The organism is Micromonospora saelicesensis (assembly GCF_900091575.1).
In the GTDB taxonomy this organism is placed as follows: Bacteria; Actinomycetota; Actinomycetes; order Mycobacteriales; family Micromonosporaceae; genus Micromonospora; species Micromonospora saelicesensis.
Map to the genome: position 1 here is coordinate 486,723 of NZ_FMCR01000005.1, position 21,633 is coordinate 508,355.

The following is a 21,633-nucleotide window of genomic DNA, read 5'->3' on the forward strand; positions in this document are numbered from 1 at the left end:
GGATAGCCAGACCACGTGGCGCAATGAGGCACGCGACCCCGGGACCCGGCGCTGCTGGCCGCCGCTCAGGCAACCGTCTGCTGCACGGCCGTGATCGCCGAGCAGCAGACGGTCTGTTCTCAGCGCGGCCCGACGAACGCGGTCCGCACGCTCCATGCGAACTGAATCAGCAGGGTCACCGGGGACCTCTCGGCAATGTCGTGCATCACCTTCAGGTCGTCGGGGTCGGGCTCCTCGCTGAGCGTGATCGTGCGCTGCAGGTAGCGCTCTGCGCCTTCCTGCTCGGGTTCGTGGTAGTCGATCTCGACGGTGATGTCGCCGGCGGTGTCGTACTTGTAGTCGACGTACTGCCGCAGCGTCTGGGCAGTGCACGACGCGAGCGCCATCAACAGGTACTCCGTCGGCGTCGGGCCGTCACCGAGTGCGCCCCTGTGCGGTTCATCGGCGATGAACGTGAAGCCGCGGGTCGTCATGTCCGTGCGCCGGCGCTCAGTGGCCGGAAGGACAACTCGGGCCGATGCGACGACGTGATCCTGATCGGTTTTCATCAGCCGCGCCTTCCTGTGGATCCAGTGGGTGAGGGTCCAGGGATACGGACCCAGTAGCAGCCGAGCCCGCAGTCCGAGCGGAGGCTGTGGCCAGGCGTATCACCCTGGGCCGGTACCTCCGCAGGCTAGCCCGCGTGGACTGAATCGTCCAACTGACCGTTCGCTGCCGGAGTCGTCTGCCCTGATGGTCCTGAGCGGTGTGGTGGCCCAGGCTGCACTGAGAGGCGGCCGGGCTCAACATTCCCGGACCAGGACCGATCACTTCCAGATCATAGAATGGACCGAACAGTCCCTCGTTGGCGCGTTGGCCCGGAAAATCGATGCGGATGTCAAGCAGCGTTGCTCGAACAGTAAGGCGCCGACGTGCCGGCACTGGTGCGCGCGCGACGTTGGGGTAGGTGGGCGACGGCGGGACATCGGATCGTGGTTCGACTGCGGCCTCACCTGGAGAGCGCCAGCTCTCACGATCTCGCTCTCATCGGCCTCCGGGCTGCTCGGCACCCGCCGTGAGCAGCCTGATCACGACCAATGGGCCCAATTAACGGGTCGGCTCACCGGACGGCTGCGCGAGGAACGATCTGATGTGTTCCAGCGCCATGTCCAGAGCGACTTCCATGGGTGCGATGTTGTGCGAGGCGTTCGCGAGCAAGTAGCCGCCTTGCAAAGCGGCCATCAACCCCGTGGCCAACTTCTCCGGGTCGGCGTCCTGGCGCAGCAGACCGCTGTCCTGCATCCGGTGCAGGCCATCACTGATCAGCTTTTCCCATGCCGCGAACGTCTCCGACAGAGACGATCGAGCCTGCTCATCTTGATCGGACAGCTCGAGAGCCATCGACCCGAGGCCACACCCGTATTTGCCGTTGTTCAGCGAATTGGCCTGGACCAGGGCGTTGCGCCACCGGACCAGCCCTGAGAATGATCTCAGTCGTTCGAGCCCTGCCCGCTCACGTTGAAGCACAAGCGCGCCTCGATACTTGACCAAGGCGCGCACGAGTTCCTGCTTGTCGGCGAAGTGGTGGTAGAGCTGAGACTTGCTCGTCTGGCTTGCCTCGCGGATGTCGTCAAGGGTCGTCGCGTTCACTCCGCGCACGAGCATCAGCCGGTTCGCTGCCTCAAGGATCCGGTCTCGCGTCGCGATGCCCCGTTGACTGATCCTCCGCCTATTCGTCGGCGCAGCCACCTGCTCGTCGCTCATCTGTCAAGTGTATCCAGCGCGCCAGATAATCGAGGGAAAATGGGACCCTGGAGTCCATCCGATGTCATGTCGCATTCACGCGACGGTGAAGGGCGGGCCTGCGCGCCGTTGGCTGGATGAACGGGGCCGCCACCGCTAGATCATCGTTAGCAGGGGGTTTCCTGGACTGCTTGGTCCTATTTCGGGAAGTCTTCGCTTGCTGGCCAGGCACCGTGAGTGGCTCTCTGGCGAAAGCCCGCACCCATCCGGCGGACTCCTTGTCCGGGCCGACCGCCTCGGCCCGGACCGGCGCGCGGACCCGGGGTCCGCGCGCCGGAGGGGTCAGGCCGTCGCCCGCTTCGGAAGCTTCCACCCGGGGCGGGGGAAGTGGCAGGTGTATCCGTCGGGGTAGGTCTGCAGATAGTTCTGGTGCTCCGGCTCGGCTTCCCAGAAGTCGCCTGCCGCGGTGACCTCGGTGACGACCTTGCCGGGCCACAGACCCGAGGCGTCGACGTCGGCGATGGTGTCCTCGGCGACCCGCTTCTGCTCGTCGCTGGTGTAGAAGATCGCCGAGCGATAGCTGACGCCGATGTCGTTACCCTGGCGGTTCTTCGTCGAAGGGTCGTGGATCTGGAAGAAGAACTCGAGCAGCGCGCGGAAGTCGGTCTTGTCGGTGTCGTAGACGACCTCGATGGACTCCGCGTGGGTGCCATGGTTGCGGTAGGTGGCGTTCGGGACGTCGCCGCCGCTGTAGCCGACGCGCGTGGACACGACGCCGGGCTGGCGGCGGAACAGCTCCTCCATGCCCCAGAAGCAGCCGCCGGCGAGGATTGCCTTTTCGGTGTTCACACCGTCTCCTTGTCTGTCGTCGTGCCAGTGTTGGTGGCACTCGTGAACAGGGTGCGATATTCGCCGTACCCTGCGTCCTGCAGGTCGTCGAGGCGGATGAACCGCAGCGATGCCGAGTTGATGCAGTAGCGGAGTCCACCCTTTTCGGGCGGACCGTCGTTGAAGACGTGACCGAGGTGGCTGTCCCCGTGCAGCGAGCGGGCCTCAATCCGGATCATTCCGTGGCTGGAGTCTTCGCGCTCGACGACGTTCGTCTTGGCGATCGGCTTGGTGAAGCTCGGCCAGCCGGAGTTGCTGTCGTACTTGTCGACCGATGCGAACAGCGGCTCGCCGGACACCACATCGACGTAGATGCCGGGCTCATGGTTGTCCCAGTAGGCGTTGGCGAACGGTCGCTCGGTGCCGTCCTGCTGGGTCACGCGGTACTGCTCCGGGTTGAGTCCCGAAACGGCCTCCGGGTTCTTGCGATACTCGGTCTGCTGGGGCACAGCTCTCCCTTCACGGCCTTGCGACGCACGACTGCGGCGCCAGGTGGAGTGCGCCTGGACGCGCAAGTACAGACGCTCTCCGGGGCGGTGGTATTCCCACAGCCTCCACAATCCCTGGACGGCAAGGTCCAGAAACCGATTTCGATCGACGTCAGACGTTTCCGTCTTGACTGAGCTTGAGCTGGTACTTTCCACAGTCACAGCAACAACCACGTGCCCCAATAGTGGACTTGACAGACCAGTTTTACCGCGACTAGGTTCGGGACGTCCGACGGGGCACTCCGGTAGTGACGAGCTGCCCGACTTGCCCGCTGGCGTCGGGTTCGGCGGACATCCCCACCACTTACGGCGAATCCTCGCGCCCCAACCACGCCCGACCACCGTGGCGTGGTGCGGCGCCGAGGCTTGGCGCCGTCATTGCTGGGAAACGGAAAGGTGCTCCTCGTGGCAGTGCAGACGAGGGCTGGATACGAGGAGGTATCTGATGAAGGCGATCGTGGTGACGGACCAGGCTGCGGGAACGGCCGGGATGACGCTGATGGAGCGGCCTGACCCGGAACCGGCCCTCAACGACGTCGTCGTCCAGGTTCATGCGTCGGGGTTCGTCCCGACCGAGTTGGCGTGGCCCTCGACCTGGACCGATCGCCTCGGGCGTGACCGGACGCCGTCGATCCCTGGGCACGAGTTGGCCGGAGTGGTCAGCGCCCTCGGGTATGGCACGACGGGGCTGTCGCTGGGGCAGCGGGTGTTCGGCCTCACGGACTGGACCCGCGACGGCACCCTGGCGGAGTACGTGGCTGTCGAGGCGCGCAACCTTGCGCCGCTGCCCGGCGACGTCGACTTCGCGGTGGGCGCGAGCCTGCCGATCTCTGGCCTGACCGCCTGGCAGGGACTGTTCGAGCACGGCCGCCTTCGGACGGGGCAGAGCGTCCTCGTGCACGGCGCGGCCGGGGCAGTCGGGTCGATGGTGACACAGCTCGCACGTGAGTTCGGCGCCTACGTCATCGGCACCGGACGCGCTGCCGACCGTCAGACCGCGCTCGACTTCGGCGCACACGAGTTCGTCGACCTCGGCAGCGAGGCCCTGGAAGACGTCGGCGGAGTGGATCTGGTTTTCGACGTCATCGGCGGTGACATCGGGAAGCGGTCGGCAGGCCTGATTCGAGCCGGAGGGACACTGGTTTCCGTTGTCGGGCCGTCTGAGGCGCGGCCCGCGGACGGCCTGGCGATCGATTTCGTCGTGATGCCTGACCGTGCCCAACTGGATGAAATCGTCCAGAGGGTGCGAGGCGGGCGACTGCGGACGAACATCGGCAACGTCGCAGACCTCGACGACGCCGTCGCCGCTCTCAACCCAACCAAGCGGATCACCGGAAAGACGATCATCCGCGCTCGCTCCTGAGGATCCGGGGGCAGCCACCAGGTGCGTGAGTACGGTCTGAAACCACGAACCTGGACAGCAGTGGTCAGAGCCTCCACGGCGAAACTTTCCGTGGAGGCTCTGACCACTTGTTGGCGAATCGGTTGGCTAGCTCAGAGGCGTGGGTCCTGCTGGACCTTCAGGGCGTTGAGAATCGGGTCGCTCTCACCCTTCTCGCGGAGAAGCTCGATCTTCAGATCGCCACCGGTGTGCTCGACCGTGACCGCGTTCAGGTCCGCGGTCAGCGCACCCACCTTCGCCCGCACGTCGTGGTCGTAGAGCACGACCTTGCCGTCGACCAGCACATCGAAGGCACGCTTGCCGGCCTTGACCTTCTCGATCTCGGCGAAGTCGAGGCCGATCCGGTACTTACCGGCGGGGGCGTTCTTGAACACGTAGCTGAACGTCTGGCCGGACCGCTGGGTGCGGAACAGCGCGTCGTCCTCGGTGCCGGCGATGTCGGCAGTGGTGGCACGCGCCTTGCCGCCGACGTAACCCCACGGCCGCGAGCCGAGCCCCTGGTCGGGTGACCAGAAGAAGCCGTCGGCACCGACGTACCCGGATCCGCCTACGTCGACGCCCTTCCAGTAGGCCGAGGTCGCCAGACGGACCGGCTTGAGCTGGGCTTCGCCCTTGCCGGCGTTCGATGCCACCAGCACGTCCCCGACGAGTACGCCGGGCTCGACCCCGGCGTTGTCGGCCGTCACCGTGACGGTGGTGGACGTGCCGGCGGCGAGCGTGACAGTGCCGGTTGCTGCCGCGCCCGTGAGGGTCAGCCAGGCAAGGTCGGCGGCCTCGTGCCCACCGTCGCTGGTGCGCTTCTGCTCGCTGACCCGCACCTCCAGCGGGGCGGACCCGCTGTTGGTCACAGTCACGTCGGCCGTCGCCTTCTGGCCCTTGTCGAGGAGCCAGTCGAAGTCACCTCCGGTGACGGTGGCGACGCCCGTGGTCAACGCCGTGTCGACCACCTCGGCCTGATCCTTCCTGGTGATGGTCACCGGGTGGCTGGCGGTGACGTAGTTCGGCGCCTCGACCTGCACGGTGTTCTCGCCGACCAGCGCCTGAGCCTTCCACCGGCCCTTAGCGTCGGCGGTGATGACCCGCTCACCGGCCGGCCCCTTGAGCGTGACGATCGCGCCCTCGATCGGCTTGCCGTCGTTCTTGTCGGTGACCGTACCCTCGATCGTGCCCGCGCCCGGGAGGGTGTACTCCAACCCCAGACCGGCCTTCAGGACGGGCTGGTTGAAGGAGTACTGGCTCGCGGGGTTGCGTGTCAGGCTCTCCACGCCGACCGTCGCCGACGACCCGCGGGTGAGGGGGTTGTCGCCGCCGACGCCGTCGCCGTACCCGATCTGGATCCGTCCGTCCGCGATCAGGGTGACCGAGAAGCTCACGCGTGCCGTCCGGTCACTGTAGAAGGCAACGTTGCGCCACTCGACGACCTGCGCCGCCAACCCGTCCACCTCGGTCTTGCCGAAGTAAATACCCGCCTCGTCGTCGACCATGAGGTCGTCCCAGAGCGGATAGATCGCGTCGATCGGGTACGGCGACGGCAGTGCCGTGTTGCTCCCCGACGTGCTGGCGCGGTCGAAGGTCAGCGCGCCGTTCGTCGTCACGCACACGCCGTCCCAGGCCGTGTCGTAGAACGGTTGCAGGAAGTTGGAGTCGAACCACAGCACGCCGCACAGGTCGTCGCCGTGCCACCCGGACTCCTCCGTGCCCTGACGGTAGAGCCCGTCGGTCACCTTCATGGAGTACGAGCGACCGGCGGGGGCCACCGGCACCGGGCCCGGCTCCGGCTGCTCGGGCTCGGGCTCCGGCTCCACCGTGTCCGCGCGCGGGTCGAGCGTCACCCGCAGCGCGGCGATCGTCGGGGCCTTCAGGCCCTTCGAGCCCCGCAGCTCCACAGTCAGCGGACCGCCCGCGTGTTTCACGACGGCGGTGCGCCAGTCGGCGGCGTTCGGCCCCACCGCCGCGGCCGGGTCGTACGCGTACTCCGTCAGTGTTCCGTCCACGAGGACGTCGAACACCCGCTTGCCCTTGGCCACGTTCTCGATCTCGGCGAATCCGAAGTCGATCGCGTAGGTGCCAGTGGGCGCGTCGGGGAAGCGGTAGAACAACTGCTTGTCCGGCGTGGTGCGCTGCGACTGGAACAGGGTGTCGTCGGTCGTACCGGCGATCGCGGTCGTCGTGGCGGCGACCTTCGTCTTCCCCTCGTAGCCCCACACCTTCTTGCCGGCGGCCTGGTCGGCGAGCCAGGTGTAGCCGGAGCCGTCGGTGAACTTTGCGCCGCCGGCGTTGAGGCCGACCTGGTACTTCGTGGTCGTGAGCGTCACCGGGACGTAGGTCTTGGACTGGCGTCCGGAGTCGGACCTCACCACGATGTTCGCGCCGAGGACCCCTGGCTTGGTGCCCTTCGAGGAGATCGAGACCTTGACTGTCGTCGACTGGCCCGGGGCGAGGGTGCCGCCGGTCGAGGAGAGCGACAGCCACGGCAGGTCGGTGAGCAGGTCGTCCTCGACATCGACAAGCACGACGTCGTCGGCGACCTGGTCCGCCGCCCACAGCGCACCGGTCGAGTCGGTCTCGAGGCCGCCGCCCTGGCCCGCCTTTTGGCCAGGGAACCACCACGCGTTCACCAGCGAGCAGTCGTCGGGGTCGACCTGCAGCAGGCGGGTGGGCCGGTTCGAGGTGAGGTCGGTGTACCAGATGGTGTCGGACGCCTGGTTGTAGGCCAGGCCCATCACCTCGGGCAGCGGCGGGGAGCAGAAGGACAGCAGCGCACCCGGGTTGTCGTGCGACGTCCCGGCGACGGTGCCGATCATGCCGTTGGCCCGGCCGCCGACGTAGAACACGTCAGCGGTCGGGTTGTAGGCGAGGCCGGTCAGCTGCAGAGTCGACCAGTCACCCTTGATCTGCCGGGTCTCCTTCCCGGTCTGCCGGTCGAAGCAGTGGATGTAGCTGGCCGGGCTGTCCTCCATCTGGCACATGTCACCGGTCCTGGTGTCGAGCGCCATGTCGAACGCCCGGTACGCCGGGTTCCACGACGCGTCGAAGACCTTCCCAGTCGGCTTGCCCGCCACCGTCCAGGCGGTGTTGGTCCGCGCGTTGTAGTCGTGGACCCAGACGTCGCCGTCGTACCCGACGCCGGACGGCTCCTTGTCCTCGATCTTGCCCGGGATGGCGATCCGGGTGATGACGTCGCCGCCGGAGGTCGCGCCGACCTTGCCGGCCGCCTGTGCTTCCGCGGCGGGTGCCGTCGCGGCCTTGCCGTCGACGTTCGACGGCTTCATGCCGCTCGCACCGGCCTTCCACGCGGCGAGGTCGATCGTGCTGGCCGCACCCGTGCCGGTGCGCCCGGTGGTGCCGGCGGCGTCGAGTTCGGGGTGGCGGGCGGCCTCGCCCAGGTCGTACGTGAGTGGGGCCGAACCGTTGTTGGTCAGCGTCAGCGAGCCCACGCCGTTCTGGTCGGCACCCAGCAGCGCGTCGAGACCGTCGCCCTTCAGACCGGCGGCACCCGTGGTCAGGCGCGCGTCGATCTTGGCATTCGCGTAGAGCTTGTCGAGCGAGAAGGGGTACGCCGCGGTCGTGTAGTTCGGCGCGTCGACAGTCATCGTGTAGTCGCCGACCGGGAGCTGGCGATGCACCACGCCGGTCCCGTTGGTCGTGACGGCCTCGACGAGCCCGGACTTGTTCGTGAACGAGACCTTGGCTCCGGCCACCGGCAACCCGTCGTTCTGGTCGACCACTGTCGCGTCCAGGTACCCGAAGTCAGGCATGTCGTAGGTGACGATCATCCCGTCGCGCAGCACCGGGGCGTTGTCGGAGAACCGGATGCCGTCGACGCCGGCCCAGCCCTGGATGCCGGTGATGGCGTGCGCGCCGGCGGTCACCGGGTCGCCGGTCCCGATGCCTGCGCCGTACCCGAAGATGACGGTGCCCGAGCGGGTGAGCGTGGCCGAGTAGCTGACCGGCTCCGTGTACTCCGACCGGTCCGGGTAGGCCCAGAGCTTCGCGTCGCGGAACTCGACGACGAACGCGTCCTCGCCGTTGACCTTGGTGGCTGCCGTGAAGACACCTCCGCCGGGGGCGAACTCGACGGGGGTCTGGACGGAGAACGGGAAGATGCCCGCGCCGCCGCTGCCGGGTCCGGTGCTGGTGTCCGGGGAGATCACGCCGCGCAGGCCGATGCCGAGGGTGTCGTGGCTGCCGTTGTACAGCGCGATCGGGAACGGCAGCTTCACCGTCGCCCACACGCCACTGGTGAACGCCACCGGATCGGTGCCGCGCAGGTACGCGCCTTCGGAGACGGCGCAGCTGTAGCCGCCCTTGTCGACGACGAGCCCGACTTGGATCTCGCGCGACTCGTTCTGCGTGCCGACGGTCAGCGGGACGGACGTGGGGGAGAAGCAGGCGTTGGGCTTGACGCCCAGCGTGTACCCGCCCTCGGGGACAGCGGTGATCGTGAACGCGCCGTTGGCGTCCGTGCGTACCGGCTTCAGCGGCGTGTCCTTGACGGAGACGTCGGCGTTCGGGACGGGCCGCTTCTTGTCATCGACGACAGTGCCGCTGATGTCGTGCCGCACGGCGGCGGTGAGCGGCAGCTTGACGGAGGTGTCCTGGCCGAGGGTGATCGTGACGTTGGCGGTCGCGGTCAGGTAGCCGAAGACCTTGGTGCTGAGCTGGTAGTCGCCGACCGGAAGGTTCGTCGTGAACCGGCCGTCCTTGTCGGTTCCGATCGACCGGCTGAACGGTCCGCTGATCGTCACGTCGGCAGCGGGGACCGGGGCGCCGTTGGCGGTGACGACACCGGTGAGGGTGCCGCCCTGTCGGGGCGCGAGCTCGAGCAGGCGGACGAGGTCGAGCCGGCCCTCGCCGTACTTGTTGTTGACCTCGGCGGTGCCGCCGCACTCGCTGTCGTCGACGTCGACGGCCGACTCGGCGAGCAGGCGGCGGGTTGCCTCGACCTGCCCGATGAGGGTCGGGTCGTAGCTCCACAGCGCCGCGACGGCACCGGCGACGTGGGGTGCCGCCATCGAGGTGCCGGACATCTCGGTGTAGCTGTTGCCCGGGTAGGACGAACGGACGCCGTCGCCCGGAGCGGAGATCTCGGGCTTGATCCGGCCACCCTCACCCTCGCCCTTGCGGGAGAACGACGCGAGCGTGCCGTCGGATGAGTATGCGCCGACGGAGTAGGCGCTCTCGGCGGAGCCGGGCGAGGAGACGGTGTCGCAGGCCGCGTACGGCGTGGTGTTGCCCGAGGACCAGACGCTGAAGATACCGGCGGCGGTCCACGCCTCGTCGATGGCCTGGAAGAAGTCGTCGAAGCTGTGCTCGACGGTCTGGCCCCACGAGTTGTTGACGACGTGGGGGCGCTTGGACGGGTCGGGGTTGTTTCCCTGGACGTCGGTCGGGGCGAGCAGCCACCAGCCGGACCGCAGCAGCGACTCGACGCCGGTGCTGTCGCAGCAGCCGTTCGTCGCGATCCACTGCGCGTCCGGGGCGACGCCGACGTGGTTGGTGCCGTCGTCGCCGACCATGGTGCCCATGGTGTGCGTGCCGTGTCCGTTGTCGTCGCACGGTGTGCCAGTGCACGTGCCCCGGGCGCCCATCCAGTTGTAGTTGTGGTCGACGGTGCCGTCGGGCTTCGTGCCGCGGTACTGGTGCACCAGGGCGGGGTGGTCGAACTGAACGCCCGAGTCGAGGTTGGACACCGTGATGCCCGCACCGGTGGCGCCCATGGCCCACGCCTGCGGGGCGTGGATGGCGTCCAGACCCCACGAGACGGTGCCGGCCTCGGCGGCGGCCTTCGGGGCGGCGGGGCGGGCAGCCTGGTCAGTGGGGATCTTCTCGTCCACGGGCTCGACCAGCGCGACCTGCGGCGTCGCGTGGATCTCGGCGACCTGCACCTTGGAGGCCACGTCGAGGGCGAGCTTCTCGGTGCCTGCCTTGACGAGCACGGCGTTGGCGATCGGGTAGGAGGTGTACTTGACGCCCGCCCGGTCGAGATCGGTGGAGACGGATGCCAGGGAGTCCTTCGTCGCTGCGGTCAGCGCGTCGTAGACGAATTGCCCACGAGCGGTCCAATCGGTGAGCTTCTTCGCTGGCCCGAGGTCGGCAGTGGTCTCGAACCTGATCCAGAAGTCGGAAGCCGGAGACGTGCGGAAGCGGTCCTTCAGGCTCGGGGCGATCTTGTTGACGGCGGCGCCGGGATCCGGCTCAGCGGCAGACGCCGGTGGAGCCTGGATCATGCTCAGGCCGACCGCTGCGGCAAGCGTTGCCGCGAGGGCTTTGAGTCTCATGAGAATCCTTCGACCTACAGGGGTTGGTAGGGGTCGTGGTTCTTGTGGTCGTCGGCACCGTCAACGTCACGGGCGTCGGGGGCGCCGACGTCCGGCTCGCGGGGCAGCTCGGGTGGTGGCAGGTGCTCGACGGCGGCGTCGTCACCTGCGACAGGTCGCTCAGGCATGCATCGCCAAACGGCTATGAATCATGAAGTCATGCTCGGCGGGACGAGTGACAGTCGCTATCCAGCGGATACGTCAATCTTCACGACGCGTCGTGGAGGGAGTCCTCTTCTGCGAACACTCCGGCCTCCACCGCCTTGACCGCGAGCGCGGTCCGGGAGCTCACCTTCAACTTGCGCATCGCGGCACGCAGTTGCTGATCCACTGTGGCCGGTGACTTGGCCAGGATCCGGCTGATCTCCCGGTTCGTCTTGCCGGCGACGACCAGTTGGACCACGTCGAGCTCGCGAGGGGAGAGCTGGTCGCCGTACCCGCGTCGGCCGCCGCGCCACAGTCGCGGGACCTCGGCGCCGTGTTCGCGAAGCCGCTGTGCGACCCGGTCCGCATCGCCGCGGGCCCCGAGCCTGAACAGCTGCTCGTACTGTGCCGCCAGCAACTCTCGGCCCTGCTCGACCTGACCCTGCGCGATGAGCGCCTCGGCTTGGCGCTCGCGGGCGAGCATGGCGTCGTACGGTCGCGGCAACGCGCTCCAGGCGCTCGCCGCCCGACCGTATGCCGTAGCCGCGCGGGCGTGGTCTCCGGCTGCGGCGAGCAGCAGGGCACGGCAGACGGTGAGCGCGGCGCGAGGCGCAGGCGCCGTACGGCCACGCAGCCCTCTGGCGAACTGGTCGGCCAGACGGGTCGCGGCCTTCAGATCCCCCGCGACGAGGTGCGCCTCGACCCGGGCCGGAACGAGGTCCGTCGCCCAGACCCAGATGCCCTTCCTTCGGACGGTGTCCATCGGCTCATTCGTGATCTGCAATGCCCGGCCGCTGTTTCCGTCCGTCAGCCACAGCCTGGCCAACGCGGCGGCGGCCTCCATCGTGTCGTCGGCTGCGCCGAGGCGGGCGGACTCCTCGAGGACCAGCCGGAACTGCTCCTCCGCCGCGCGCCGCCGGCCGGCTGCGGCTGCCAGCCGGGCAGCGAGGCGAATGCTGCCGAGGTAGTGCGCCGGCCGGTCCCGGTCGGCATCGGCGAGTGCCGTGCTTCGCTCCGCGAGACCCTCCCACCGGCCGGTGAGCCACGCCAGATTGGCCTGTTCGAGTCCGACGTTGTGGTGCAACCGGGACGCCTGCTCGGCCTCGGCAAGGCGCATGGCCACGGCGAGGTGTTCCTCCGCGTCGGCGTACCGACCCCAGATCAGTGCGCCGGTCCCGACGTTTGCGTGGATGCGGGCCACGTCGAGACGCTCCGCCGGCGTCGCGCCGTCGACGGGCAGGTCGGCGACGACGTCCCAGGCCTCCTCTTCGCCGAGCATGAGCAACGCCGCGGCCCGGTTGCCGGCCAGGTTCAGCCGCTCCGCGGGAGAGTCGAAGTCGGCGGTGAGTTCAGCGGCGCGATCCAGCCAACGCCGATGGGTCGACGCCGGCCACGGTCCCGCATAGGCCCAGCCAAGGTAGGTCATTGCCCGAGCCGCCTCGACCGGGTCATGGTCGAGGTTGGCAACCGCCTGCTCCAGCTCGCTGAGTGCGGCCTGCGCCTCACCCCCGGTGATCAGGAGCCGACCCAGGGGGTTGCGGATCTCGGCCTGCTGGCGGGCGGAGAGACCGGGGGTCTCCAGCACCGAGCGCAAGGTACGAATCACGCGGTGGTAGACCTCGTCGACCGGTTCACGACGGCCCAGTGCGGCGACTCCGGCGATGCGCGCCACCCGTGCCCGGTCCACCGGCGCCAGCACGGCCCACGTCAACAGGTCGACCAGCAGGTCGACCGCCTTGGTGTGGTCGCCCGAGGCCATGGCCAGCTCGGCACTCTGCTCGGCGTACCGTGCCCAGGACTGCGTCTCGCCCGCCTCGCGGAAGTGGTGGGCAAGCTGTGCCACCGGCGGCGGATGGATGTGCTCCACGGCCCGGCCGGCCCGCAGGTGGAAGTGCCTGCGGTCGGTCAGCGGGATCGCTTCGTAGACAGCCGTGGCGGCCAGCACATGACGGAATCGCCACCGGCCGCGGTCGTCTCCGTCCAGCACACCGGCGCCGGCCGCCTCCGCGACAGCGCCTCGGCACGCGGCTGGTGACAGACCGGCGGTCATCGCGATCGTTTCGATCAATGACCGCTCAGCCAACGTCGCCGCGGCCCGCAACACCTGCTGCGCCGTCGGCGACAGACGGCCCACCCGCTCCCGGGTGGAGTCGCGCACCGTTGGCGGCACCTGTAGCTCGCGCAACTTCAGCCGGACCCACTGCCCGTCGCGGAAGACGAGGTCGGCGCGGTCGCACATGAGGCGAACCGACTCCTCCACGGCCAGCGGAACACCGCCGGTCCGCTCGTGCATGAATGTCGTGAACTCCTGGGATATCGGGTTGCCGTCCAGCATCGAGGACACCAGCGCTGCCGTGTCGTCGGGTCGCATGGGCGCCAGGGCGATCCTCAGCTGGGTCACGCCAGCAGGCAACCGGGACGTCAGCCGCAACAACAGCGAACCGTCGTCCACCTCCTCCGGCCGATAGGAGATCACGAGGCTGGGCCCTTGCGACTGCTGTCGGGAGGTGACGAACAGCAGGAACTCCAGGGTCACCTCGTCGGCCCAGTGCGCGTCCTCGAGCACGAGAACATCGACACGCAGAGCCCGCAGCAGCTCCTCCAGGGCGCGGAACAGGCGATGCCGTGCCGCCTTCGCATCGTCCAGGGGCTGCAACGCGGGCGGCAGGTCCGTGGACCACTCGGGGAACAGGGGCCGTAACGCACCCGCAAGCTCGGTGAGCCGCAATCGCGACACCGGACGGTCGATCCCACGGAACGCGTCGACGATCGGCCCCAACGTCAGCGACTCGCGAAGCGGTGGGCACACGGACACCAGGGCAGTGCGCTGGTCCGGTGCGGCCAGCCACTCTCGCAGCAGTCGGCTCTTCCCGATCCCCGCCTCGCCCTCGACCAGCACGATCGCCGGTGGCCGGGCCAAGGCACCCCGAAGCGCCGCCAGCTCCCGATCACGACCCATGAAATGCGGAGTGGAGACGGTCGGTGAGGTCCCGTCGTCCTCGGGCGAGGGGTCGAGCATGCGTGATGATCTCGCTTTTCGCTGCCCGGACACAAGTACCCCCTCGTGGCGACTCGCGTCATGGGATCCTTCTCGCAGCACGCCGGGGACTGATCGGCGAGGGGCTGCCGCACTGGTCTTCGCCGCATGGGTTTGCATCCGGACCAGTTCAATGACCACGCCGTACGACTGCAGGTCCTCGGTACTGCTCCGGGAAAGCGACTCGGGCGACTGACGCAGGCGTGGTCAGCGGTTGTTCGCCGATGTTGGCCGCCTGCCACTGGACGGGGTGGCACCCTGAGCAGGTGAACTGGGCAGTGAGCCGGGGGAAGCTGGCATCGGGACTACGGTGAGCGGCCTCTGATGCGTACCGCGTTGATCGTAGTAGCCGCGCTGGTGACGGCGGTGGTCGTGGACCTGATCACTGGCATGGTCGTCCGCCGCATAGCCCGTGGCCGTTACCAGTGGCTGTTGGAGCCGCTGCGGCATGCCTGCCGCCGCCCGGCGGCAGCGGTCCTGCTGGCCGGGGCCTTGTACTACGCGCTGCCCCTGGGACCGGTCGGGTGGCAGCCTCAGCTGCGGCACGTCGCCCGGGTGGCGCTGGTGATATCCGGTGCATGGTTGGTGAACAAGGCGTTGCACGTCGCCGAGGCGGTCGCGTTCAGTCGACTGCCTGGCGACGCGGTCGCCAGCCGGCGGGTCCGACGGGCCCGGACGCAGATTCGCCCCGTGCGGCGGCTCACCGTCGCCGTGGTCACCATCGTCGCGATCGGCCTGATCCTGATCACCTTTCGGCCGGTACGCCTCTTCGGCGTCTCCGTGTTGACGTCGGCGGGGGTGATCGGCGCGTTGATCGGCCTGTCGGCCCGTACCGCGCTCGGCAACGCGTTCGCCGGTGTCCAGGTAGCTTTCGCCGACGGCCTGCACGTCGGCGACGTGCTGGTGGTGGACGGCGAATGGGGCCGGGTTGAGGAGGTGAAGCTGACCAACGTGGTGATCCGGCTCTGGGACGAGCGGATGCTCATCCTACCGACCACGTACTTCACCGAGCGGCCGTTTCAAAACTGGACCCGGAACGAGTCCAGGGTTGTCGGCAAGATCCAGATTCATGTCGACCACACCGCCGACCTGGACGACCTACGACGGGAAACGCGCCGGCTGGTCGAGTCCTCACCGCTGTGGGATCGCCACCAGTGGGTGCTCCAGATGGTCGACTCCACCCCCCAGACAGCGGTCATCCAGGTTCAGGCCTCGGCCGCCGACGGCGCCAGCGCCTGGGACCTGCGCTGCGACCTGCGCGAGGGACTGGTGCGCTACCTGCGCGACCGCCATCCCCAGTGGTTGCCCCGCACCCGCAGTCAGTATCAGCCCTGAATGGGCGGGCCCTGAGCTCACATCCGCTCGATGACGACCCCGTTCAGCCCGCATCTCTTGAGGGCAACCCGTCAATGGCGCCACTGCGGCGGGGCCTCCTCTCTCCGTTGCGAGTCCAGCGGGCGTCTTGGGGCCGGGTACCTGCTCCAGCCCGACTTCTGGAACCGCACACTGGAGAACTGGCAGTCGGAACTACTGGCCGTCTCCCGATGGTCGTTCTTTCGATCTACCTGCGACAGCGAGGGTCCTCACAATCCAAGCCGGTCGGCGTGGCGCACACCGCCACCGGAATGGAGGGCTGAGACCTCTCCACGATTCCAGGATATTCACAACCTGATCCGGTAATCGCTTCCGGTTTTTCCTACGTGATCTGCTTCAGCTGGAACGCTGACCAGGTGGAGCAGCAATCGGGACGACCGGCGCGGGGACGGCTCCTGTCGGTCAGGCGTGCCCTGTGGTCGTTAGCCGTCGGTGTCGTGGCAGGGACCGCCATCGCGTTGGTCGGGGCACCGGAGTTGACGCCGCTGGTGATCTGGACGATCGCGGCGGGCACGGTCCTCGTCTGGGTGTGGCGGGCCTGCTGGCCGGCGAGCCCACGGCGCACCGAGCAGCTTGCCGAGGCGGAGCAGCAGTCCCGTTCCACCGATGCGGCGGTCCTGATCGCGTCCGTCATCAGCCTCGTCGCCGTGGCCGAGGCGCTCATCCGCGCCTCGAACCAGCAGGACGTGGTGGCTGTCACGCTGGTGATCCTCAGCGTCGTCGCGGTGGTCCTGGCGTGGGCGCTGGTGAATACGGTCTTCGCACTCAAGTACGCGCGGCTGTACTACCGCCACGATGGCGGCATCGATTTCAAGCGGGAAGATCCACCGGCCTACGCCGACTTCGCGTACGTCGCCTTCACCGTCGGCATGTCCTACGCCCCGGGCGAGAACGAACCCACAAGCAACCGCATGCGCCGGATCGCGCTCGGGCATGCCCTGCTCTCCTACACCTTCGGAACTGGCATCCTGGCCGTCGCCGTCAACCTGGTCACCAACCTGGGCCAATCTTGACCCCCGCGGAGCATGCAGTGGCGTGACCTGGCCCGCTGCCATGTCGCCACCACGGTGGACGTCGATCAGCCCGGCGGCTGCTGCCCCTGCGGTCCTGCTAGCCGCGTCGTGACCTGCCTCAGCGGCTGACTACTGTGGACGGTTCTCTTCATCCGTCGCCACGCCGCTCGGGCCGGAGACCCGCCCAGCACGCTGCCGAGACCCTCCACACCGCCGCCAGCCGTCGTTCCGCTGGTCTGAGCCAGTTGCTGGGTGGACTGCCCGAGCTGCTGGGCGGCCTGCCCGAGTTGTTGACCGACCTGCTGGGTGGCCTGCTGCAGCGTCTGCGACAGCGGACCATTGGGCCCCAGCGCCTCCTGCGCTGTCTGCCCCACCTGGTCCACGGCCTTGTCCACCGTCTTCACCACCGACTCGATGATCTGAGGGTTGCGCTCGATCGTGCGGAGGGCGCTGTCGAGAATTCCCCGTACCTCGTCGAGCCGAACCTCGAGCATCGCCTCGGCCTCGACGCCCTTGATATCGATCTTCACCGTGCCGAGACGCGCCTGAACGCCCACGTCGAGCTGGAGCAGGCTACCCAGCCGGGCTCGCAGCGAAACAGAGGCGTCCAGATCGTCGACCTCGACGTAGATCTGTTCGACCTTGACCTGCGGAATCTGGAGGACGACGTCCGGGTCTGACATGGTCTTGCTGCTGTGCCCACCAGCCGGCTGGGGAAGGCCGTGCTCACCACTCGTCGGGGCGGGCAACTCTCGTGCGCCCGTGTCCCGGCTCTCCGGTTCGGTCATCCCGCACTCCTCGGGCCTCGCCTGACATCCGGACCGAATGGAGCCCACCTATCGGTGTGGCCTAGGTGCCGATCCGGCGAGGCTGGAGCTGTCCAGAGCCAGGCCCGGTCAACTGCCAGAACTCCTGCGGCAACTGGTCGACGAAGTCTCCGTACTCCTTCGCGCTGGCAGCCTCACGCAGGGTATCCATCACGGCCCGCGCTCCCTCCGTGGCCATCTCGCGATCGACCCCTGCCCGGGACTGCACCCGTTCCAGGAATTCGGTGAGACCGAACCGTTCCGGATCTTCGGTGGGCCTGGACACTAGGCCTCGTAGCTCCTCGGGGAGCTGGGAGGCGAGGTCCCTTGCCTGGCCACCAGTGATCCGTTTTGCCGCAGTCTCCAGCGTGGCACGGGTGATCGGTTCCGCCTGCCCCGGTGAAACCTTGGGTCGTGCTGCCACAGACTGAATGAACTCGCTGTAGTTCACCTCGGATCCCCTCTCGAAACGGATTGCGGCGGGTTCCCGCCCCCGCCCGGGTGAAACGGCGGTTCGCCCGCCCTCAGCGTGGTGGCGGAGGGCGGTGGCTGATACGCCGGGTCACCCGCAACTGGTACAGGCCGGCGCTGGTGAGGGCATAGAAGACGGGTAGGAAGGGAAAGATGACCAGGCCGATCAAGGGTTCCACCAGGTAGCCGATCACCCCCGCGAGGAGGTACAGGACGACCCCGGCAAGGGCCCGGAACCGCTCGACGTGAAAGAAGCCGCCCTTGACCTGCTCCTTCAGCAGGTCAGGGTGCCTGGCCAGGTAGTGGTAGAACGCCAGCCACGTCGCGCACAGAAACGCGCCGATGAGCGCGTAGAAGGCGATGGCCACCCGCTGGTCCGTGTTGTTGTGCTCCCGCAGCGCGTGCGACACGACAATCGTTGGAAACGGCAGCAGCGCCGTGCTGAACAGTACGAGCAGGTTCATCCAGTGCAGCCCACGATCGACCTGCCGAATGCGGTTGAACGCCGCCTTGTGGTTGAGCCAGACGACGGCCACGTACGAGTAGGACGCGAGATAGGCGACGTACGACGGCCACTGACTGAGCAAACCGGACAGGAGACGACCAGGCGGGACGTCCGGTATCCCGAGGTCCAAGACGAGCAGCGTGATGATGATGGCGAAGATCGCATCGCTGAACGCCACGGCACGGCTGGTGTCCGATCGGGTGCCTAGGTCTGTGTCTGGCCCGCTCACCGACCGCGCCTACCCAGGTTCGTCTGCGGCAAACAGCTGGGCAGCTCGGTGGCGAATGCAGGGCCGCCCGCAGATCCCCGCCTGTGGACAGACAACGCATCCGGCCACCGAGCGTGCTGCGGTGGCCGGATGCGTGGGTGATGGCGGTCAGGGCTTGAGGACGACCTTCTCGCAGTTGTCCTGCTTGTTCTTGAAGATCTCGAAGCCGCGTTCTGCCTGGTCGAGCGGCAGGGTGTGGGTGATGACCCGGGTCGGATCGATCTCCCCGCGTTCGATGCGCTGCAGCAGCGGCTTCATGTAGCGCTGCACGTGACACTGGCCGGTACGCAACGTCAGCGCCCGGTTCATCCATGCCCCGGCCGGGAACTTGTCGAGGAAGCCTCCGTACACGCCGATCACCGACACGATGCCACCGCTGCGGCACGACAGGATCGCCTGCCGGAGCGCGTGCGGTCGCTCGGTCTCCGAGCGGACGGCCTGCTTGATCCGGTCATACGCGTGCACGTGCGCGCTGCCGTGGCTGGACTCCATGCCGACGGCGTCGATGCACTTGTCCGGGCCCCGCCCACCGGTCAGTTCCAGCAGCCGCGACCGCACATCGACATCCTCGAAGTTCACGCCGTGTGGCCCGCCCGTTCGGCCATCTGCAGGCGGTACGGCTCCTTGTCGATGGCGATGACCTTCGCGGCGCCGAGTGCCCGGGCACTGTCCATCGCGAACTGGCCGACCGGACCCGCCCCCCACACCGCCACCACGTCGGTGGACTGGATGTCGCACATTTCGGCACCCATGTAGCCGGTGGGCAGGATGTCGGAGAGGAACAGGACCTGCTCGTCGGTCAGGTCCGACTCGATCTTCAGCGGGCCGACGTCGGCGAACGGCACCCGCGCGTACTGGGCCTGACCGCCGGCGAAGCCGCCGGTCAGGTGCGAATAGCCGAAGATCCCGGCGACCGGGTGGCCGAACATCTTTTCCGCGATGCCGGCGTTGGGGTTGGAGTTTTCGCAGCAGGAGTACAGCTCGGCGGCGCAGGCGCCGCACGCACCGCAGGCGATCGGGAACGGGACGACGACCCGGTCCCCGACGCGCAGCCGGCCTGGATCGACGCCCTGACCGACCTCGATCACCTCGCCCATGAACTCGTGGCCCATGACGTCGCCGTCCTGCATCGTGGGCACATACCCGTCGAGCAGGTGCAGGTCCGAGCCGCAGATCGCGGTGGAGGTGATCCTTACGATGGCATCGCGCTCGTTCAGGATCTTCGGGTCCGGCACGTCACGAACCTTGACCTTGTTGCGACCCGCCCAGGTGTTCGCCCTCACGAATCGGCCCCCTTCGCCAGCTCGGAGTCCGACAGCGGTTGCGCCGGACGCTGCGGGAACTCCTTGCGGGCCCGCTTGCCCCACGGGGCGCCCTCGGATCGGACCACCTGGCCGGTCTCCAGCACCTGCTTGAGCCGGCGCAGGTCGTCGTCGAGCTGCTGGTGCGGTTCCTCGCCGAAGTACTTGGCGACCGCCTTGCCGACCGCGCCGCCCGGGATGTCGTACGACAGAACGACGTGCACCTCGGTACTCACCCCGTCCGGGGCGGGCACGAACCGGACCGTGCCGGCGTTCGGCACGTCGGCGTTCCCGGTCGACCGCCAGGCGATCTTCTCGCCGGGTGCCTCGTCGACGATCTCCGCGTCCCACTCGACGTCCTTGCCGAACGGAGCGCTGGCGGACCAGTGGCTCGTACGATCGCCGGTGGTGCGGATCTGCTCGAGGTGGGCCATGAACGTCGGGAGGTTGCCCAGGTCGCGCCAGAACGCGTAGACCTTGGGCGGGGGTTTGCGGATCGTTGTTGTGGCTGTCAGCTCCATGGGTCCTCCTTCGCGTGAGCCTCGTGCCGTCGGCGCTGAGCCGATCTTCTTCGCCCGGGTGGCCTGCACGGCGGTCAGCAGATCCACCACAGTGATCCCGACGACGGCGCCAGTGACAGCGACGAGGCGACGCCGGCGGCGCCCGCTGCGGTGGGCAATGGCCACCCCGAGGGAGGCCAGGTCCATCGCGTCACCCACGACCCGGGTCCACGCCCACACGCTCTTTCGCCGGCTCGTCAGGAGCCCGGCCGCGTGTACCAACTCCCGCGCCCCGACCAGCGGCACCACCGCCCGGGTCGTCGGGGAGTCGTCCACTCCGCTGATCCGGCGCACCGTGTCCGGTGCCGCCAGCTGTGCCACGCCCAGGCCGAGACTCACCCAGCCGAGCCGGCGCCCTCGCCGCTGCACGTCCTCCTGCCTGGCCTTCGCTGCCTCTCGGGTTGCTAGTTGAGTCACGGGTAGCCTCCGTATCCGGTCGCACCCGGCCGCGCCTATCGGTTCACGACGGTCCGGGGCACGACCCGTAGGGCCCGGATACCCCCCGGAAACCACCTCAACCCGCCCATCGGCCGCGGTAGGGAGGCCATCCCTGTCTCGCTGCTCAGCCGACGGAGGCCGGCCCGCTGTGGGGGCCGGCTGACCGTCGCTCTGGACGGGTCCCACAGCCGCTGTTCGGCGGGAGCGGCGGAGTGTCGGGCGGCGGGGCAGCCGTCGCCACGGGCTCAGGACCGGCCTGATGCTCCCGGCCCTGAGCCCCGTCGGTCAGGCCGTCGCCATCTGGCGGACGTTCTCGCCCTGGGCGAACTCCTCGACCATCTTGGCGCAGAAGGCCGGAAGGTCGCTGGGACTGCGGCTGGTGACGAGGCCGTTGTCGACCTGCACCTGCTGGTCTACCCAGTTCCCGCCCGCGTTGCGGATGTCGGTGCGCAGGCTGGGGAACGAGGTGAGGGTCCGACCGTTGACCATGCCGGTCTCGACCAACGACCACGGGCCGTGGCAGATCGCCGCCACCGGCTTGTGCTGTTGGAAGAAGGCCCGGACGAAGTCCATCGCCTGCGCGTTCATCCGGAGCCGGTCGGGGTTGACCGTCCCGCCCGGCAGCAACAGGGCGTCGTAGTCAGCCGCATCGACGTCGTTCACGGTCCGATCCACCCGGTAGCGGTTGGCAGGGTTGATGTCCTGGTTCATCGACTGGATCTCGCCGGACTGCAACGAGATCAGGTGAACCTCGGCTCCCGCCTGCTCCGCGGCGGCTCGGGACTGGGTGTATTCCACGTCCTCCACTCCGTCGGCGGCGAGGCAAGCGACTCGCTTGCCGGTCAGTGGCTGCTGGCTCTGCGCCATCTCGGTGGCCTCCCCTTCGCGGCGCCGCC

15 protein-coding genes and 2 pseudogenes are annotated in these 21,633 nt (G+C 68.2%); 4 read left to right on the plus strand and 13 right to left on the minus strand.

Annotation, left to right across the window (positions count from 1 at the left end; genetic code table 11):
* Positions 1 to 119 precede the first annotated feature (119 nt).
* From GA0070561_RS23380 to msrB, 4 genes are all read right to left on the minus strand, one after another.
* Positions 120 to 548 carry an OsmC family protein gene (locus GA0070561_RS23380; protein WP_091404805.1) on the minus strand — a complete coding sequence of 143 codons (429 nt, stop codon included), beginning with the start codon at positions 546 to 548 and terminating at the stop codon, positions 120 to 122.
* Positions 549 to 1,086: 538 nt separating this feature from the next.
* Positions 1,087 to 1,743, minus strand: coding sequence for a TetR/AcrR family transcriptional regulator (locus GA0070561_RS23385; RefSeq protein ID WP_091404809.1), 657 nt, complete (start codon positions 1,741 to 1,743; stop codon positions 1,087 to 1,089).
* Positions 1,744 to 2,064: 321 nt separating this feature from the next.
* Complete coding sequence (gene msrA, locus GA0070561_RS23390) at positions 2,065 to 2,571, minus strand: peptide-methionine (S)-S-oxide reductase MsrA (protein WP_091404815.1); 507 nt, start codon at positions 2,569 to 2,571, stop codon at positions 2,065 to 2,067.
* On the minus strand, positions 2,568 to 3,059 hold the full coding sequence (gene msrB / locus GA0070561_RS23395) for a peptide-methionine (R)-S-oxide reductase MsrB (RefSeq protein WP_091404820.1): 492 nt from the start codon (positions 3,057 to 3,059) through the stop codon (positions 2,568 to 2,570). The genes msrA and msrB overlap by 4 nt, the downstream gene beginning before the upstream one ends.
* 484 nt (positions 3,060 to 3,543) lie before the next feature.
* On the opposite strand from msrB, the gene GA0070561_RS23400 reads away from it, so the two are divergent.
* Positions 3,544 to 4,461 carry an NADP-dependent oxidoreductase gene (locus tag GA0070561_RS23400; RefSeq protein WP_091404823.1) on the plus strand — a complete coding sequence of 306 codons (918 nt, stop codon included), beginning with the start codon at positions 3,544 to 3,546 and terminating at the stop codon, positions 4,459 to 4,461.
* 131 nt (positions 4,462 to 4,592) lie between these two features.
* Here GA0070561_RS23400 and GA0070561_RS23405 read toward each other — a convergent pair whose 3' ends face one another.
* From GA0070561_RS23405 to GA0070561_RS23410, 3 genes are all read right to left on the minus strand, one after another.
* Positions 4,593 to 10,781 (minus strand): S8 family serine peptidase, encoded by a 6,189-nt coding sequence (locus GA0070561_RS23405; protein WP_091404825.1) that lies wholly within the window; start codon positions 10,779 to 10,781, stop codon positions 4,593 to 4,595.
* Positions 10,782 to 10,795: 14 nt separating this feature from the next.
* Positions 10,796 to 10,948, minus strand: coding sequence for a hypothetical protein (locus GA0070561_RS33730; RefSeq protein WP_167362475.1), 153 nt, complete (start codon positions 10,946 to 10,948; stop codon positions 10,796 to 10,798).
* Positions 10,949 to 11,028: 80 nt separating this feature from the next.
* The gene (locus GA0070561_RS23410; RefSeq protein ID WP_091404829.1) at positions 11,029 to 13,983 is read right to left on the minus strand and encodes an ATP-binding protein; all 2,955 of its coding nucleotides are present in this window, start codon (positions 13,981 to 13,983) and stop codon (positions 11,029 to 11,031) included.
* Between the two features lie 342 nt (positions 13,984 to 14,325).
* Here GA0070561_RS23410 and GA0070561_RS23415 point away from each other — a divergent pair, with 342 nt between their 5' ends.
* The 3 genes and pseudogenes from GA0070561_RS23415 to GA0070561_RS23425 all read left to right on the plus strand — a co-directional run bounded on the left by GA0070561_RS23415 (position 14,326) and on the right by GA0070561_RS23425 (position 16,388).
* Positions 14,326 to 15,336, plus strand: coding sequence for a mechanosensitive ion channel family protein (locus GA0070561_RS23415; RefSeq protein ID WP_091404834.1), 1,011 nt, complete (start codon positions 14,326 to 14,328; stop codon positions 15,334 to 15,336).
* Between the two features lie 30 nt (positions 15,337 to 15,366).
* Positions 15,367 to 15,638, plus strand: a pseudogene (locus GA0070561_RS34635) (DUF6766 family protein).
* 213 nt (positions 15,639 to 15,851) lie between these two features.
* Complete coding sequence (locus GA0070561_RS23425; protein WP_244166398.1) at positions 15,852 to 16,388, plus strand: DUF1345 domain-containing protein; 537 nt, start codon at positions 15,852 to 15,854, stop codon at positions 16,386 to 16,388.
* Positions 16,389 to 16,453: 65 nt separating this feature from the next.
* On the opposite strand, the gene GA0070561_RS23430 is transcribed toward GA0070561_RS23425, so the two are convergent.
* The 6 genes and pseudogenes from GA0070561_RS23430 to GA0070561_RS23455 form a co-directional block, all read right to left on the minus strand.
* Positions 16,454 to 17,176: a hypothetical protein gene (locus tag GA0070561_RS23430; RefSeq protein ID WP_091404841.1), complete on the minus strand. Its 723-nt coding sequence runs from the start codon at positions 17,174 to 17,176 to the stop codon at positions 16,454 to 16,456.
* A 61-nt stretch (positions 17,177 to 17,237) separates the two neighbouring features.
* Positions 17,238 to 17,645: a DUF2267 domain-containing protein gene (locus tag GA0070561_RS23435; RefSeq protein WP_279616378.1), complete on the minus strand. Its 408-nt coding sequence runs from the start codon at positions 17,643 to 17,645 to the stop codon at positions 17,238 to 17,240.
* Positions 17,646 to 17,718: 73 nt separating this feature from the next.
* Positions 17,719 to 18,348 (minus strand): TMEM175 family protein, encoded by a 630-nt coding sequence (locus GA0070561_RS23440; RefSeq protein WP_091404847.1) that lies wholly within the window; start codon positions 18,346 to 18,348, stop codon positions 17,719 to 17,721.
* A gap of 198 nt (positions 18,349 to 18,546) precedes the next feature.
* Positions 18,547 to 19,721 (minus strand): annotated as a pseudogene (locus GA0070561_RS23445) (zinc-dependent alcohol dehydrogenase).
* Positions 19,718 to 20,716, minus strand: a complete 999-nt coding sequence (locus GA0070561_RS34365) for an SRPBCC family protein (protein ID WP_091404850.1) — start codon at positions 20,714 to 20,716, stop codon at positions 19,718 to 19,720. The pseudogene GA0070561_RS23445 and the gene GA0070561_RS34365 overlap by 4 nt, the downstream one beginning before the upstream one ends.
* A gap of 306 nt (positions 20,717 to 21,022) precedes the next feature.
* Positions 21,023 to 21,604 carry a type 1 glutamine amidotransferase domain-containing protein gene (locus tag GA0070561_RS23455; RefSeq protein WP_091404855.1) on the minus strand — a complete coding sequence of 194 codons (582 nt, stop codon included), beginning with the start codon at positions 21,602 to 21,604 and terminating at the stop codon, positions 21,023 to 21,025.
* Between the last annotated feature and the right edge of the window lie 29 nt (positions 21,605 to 21,633).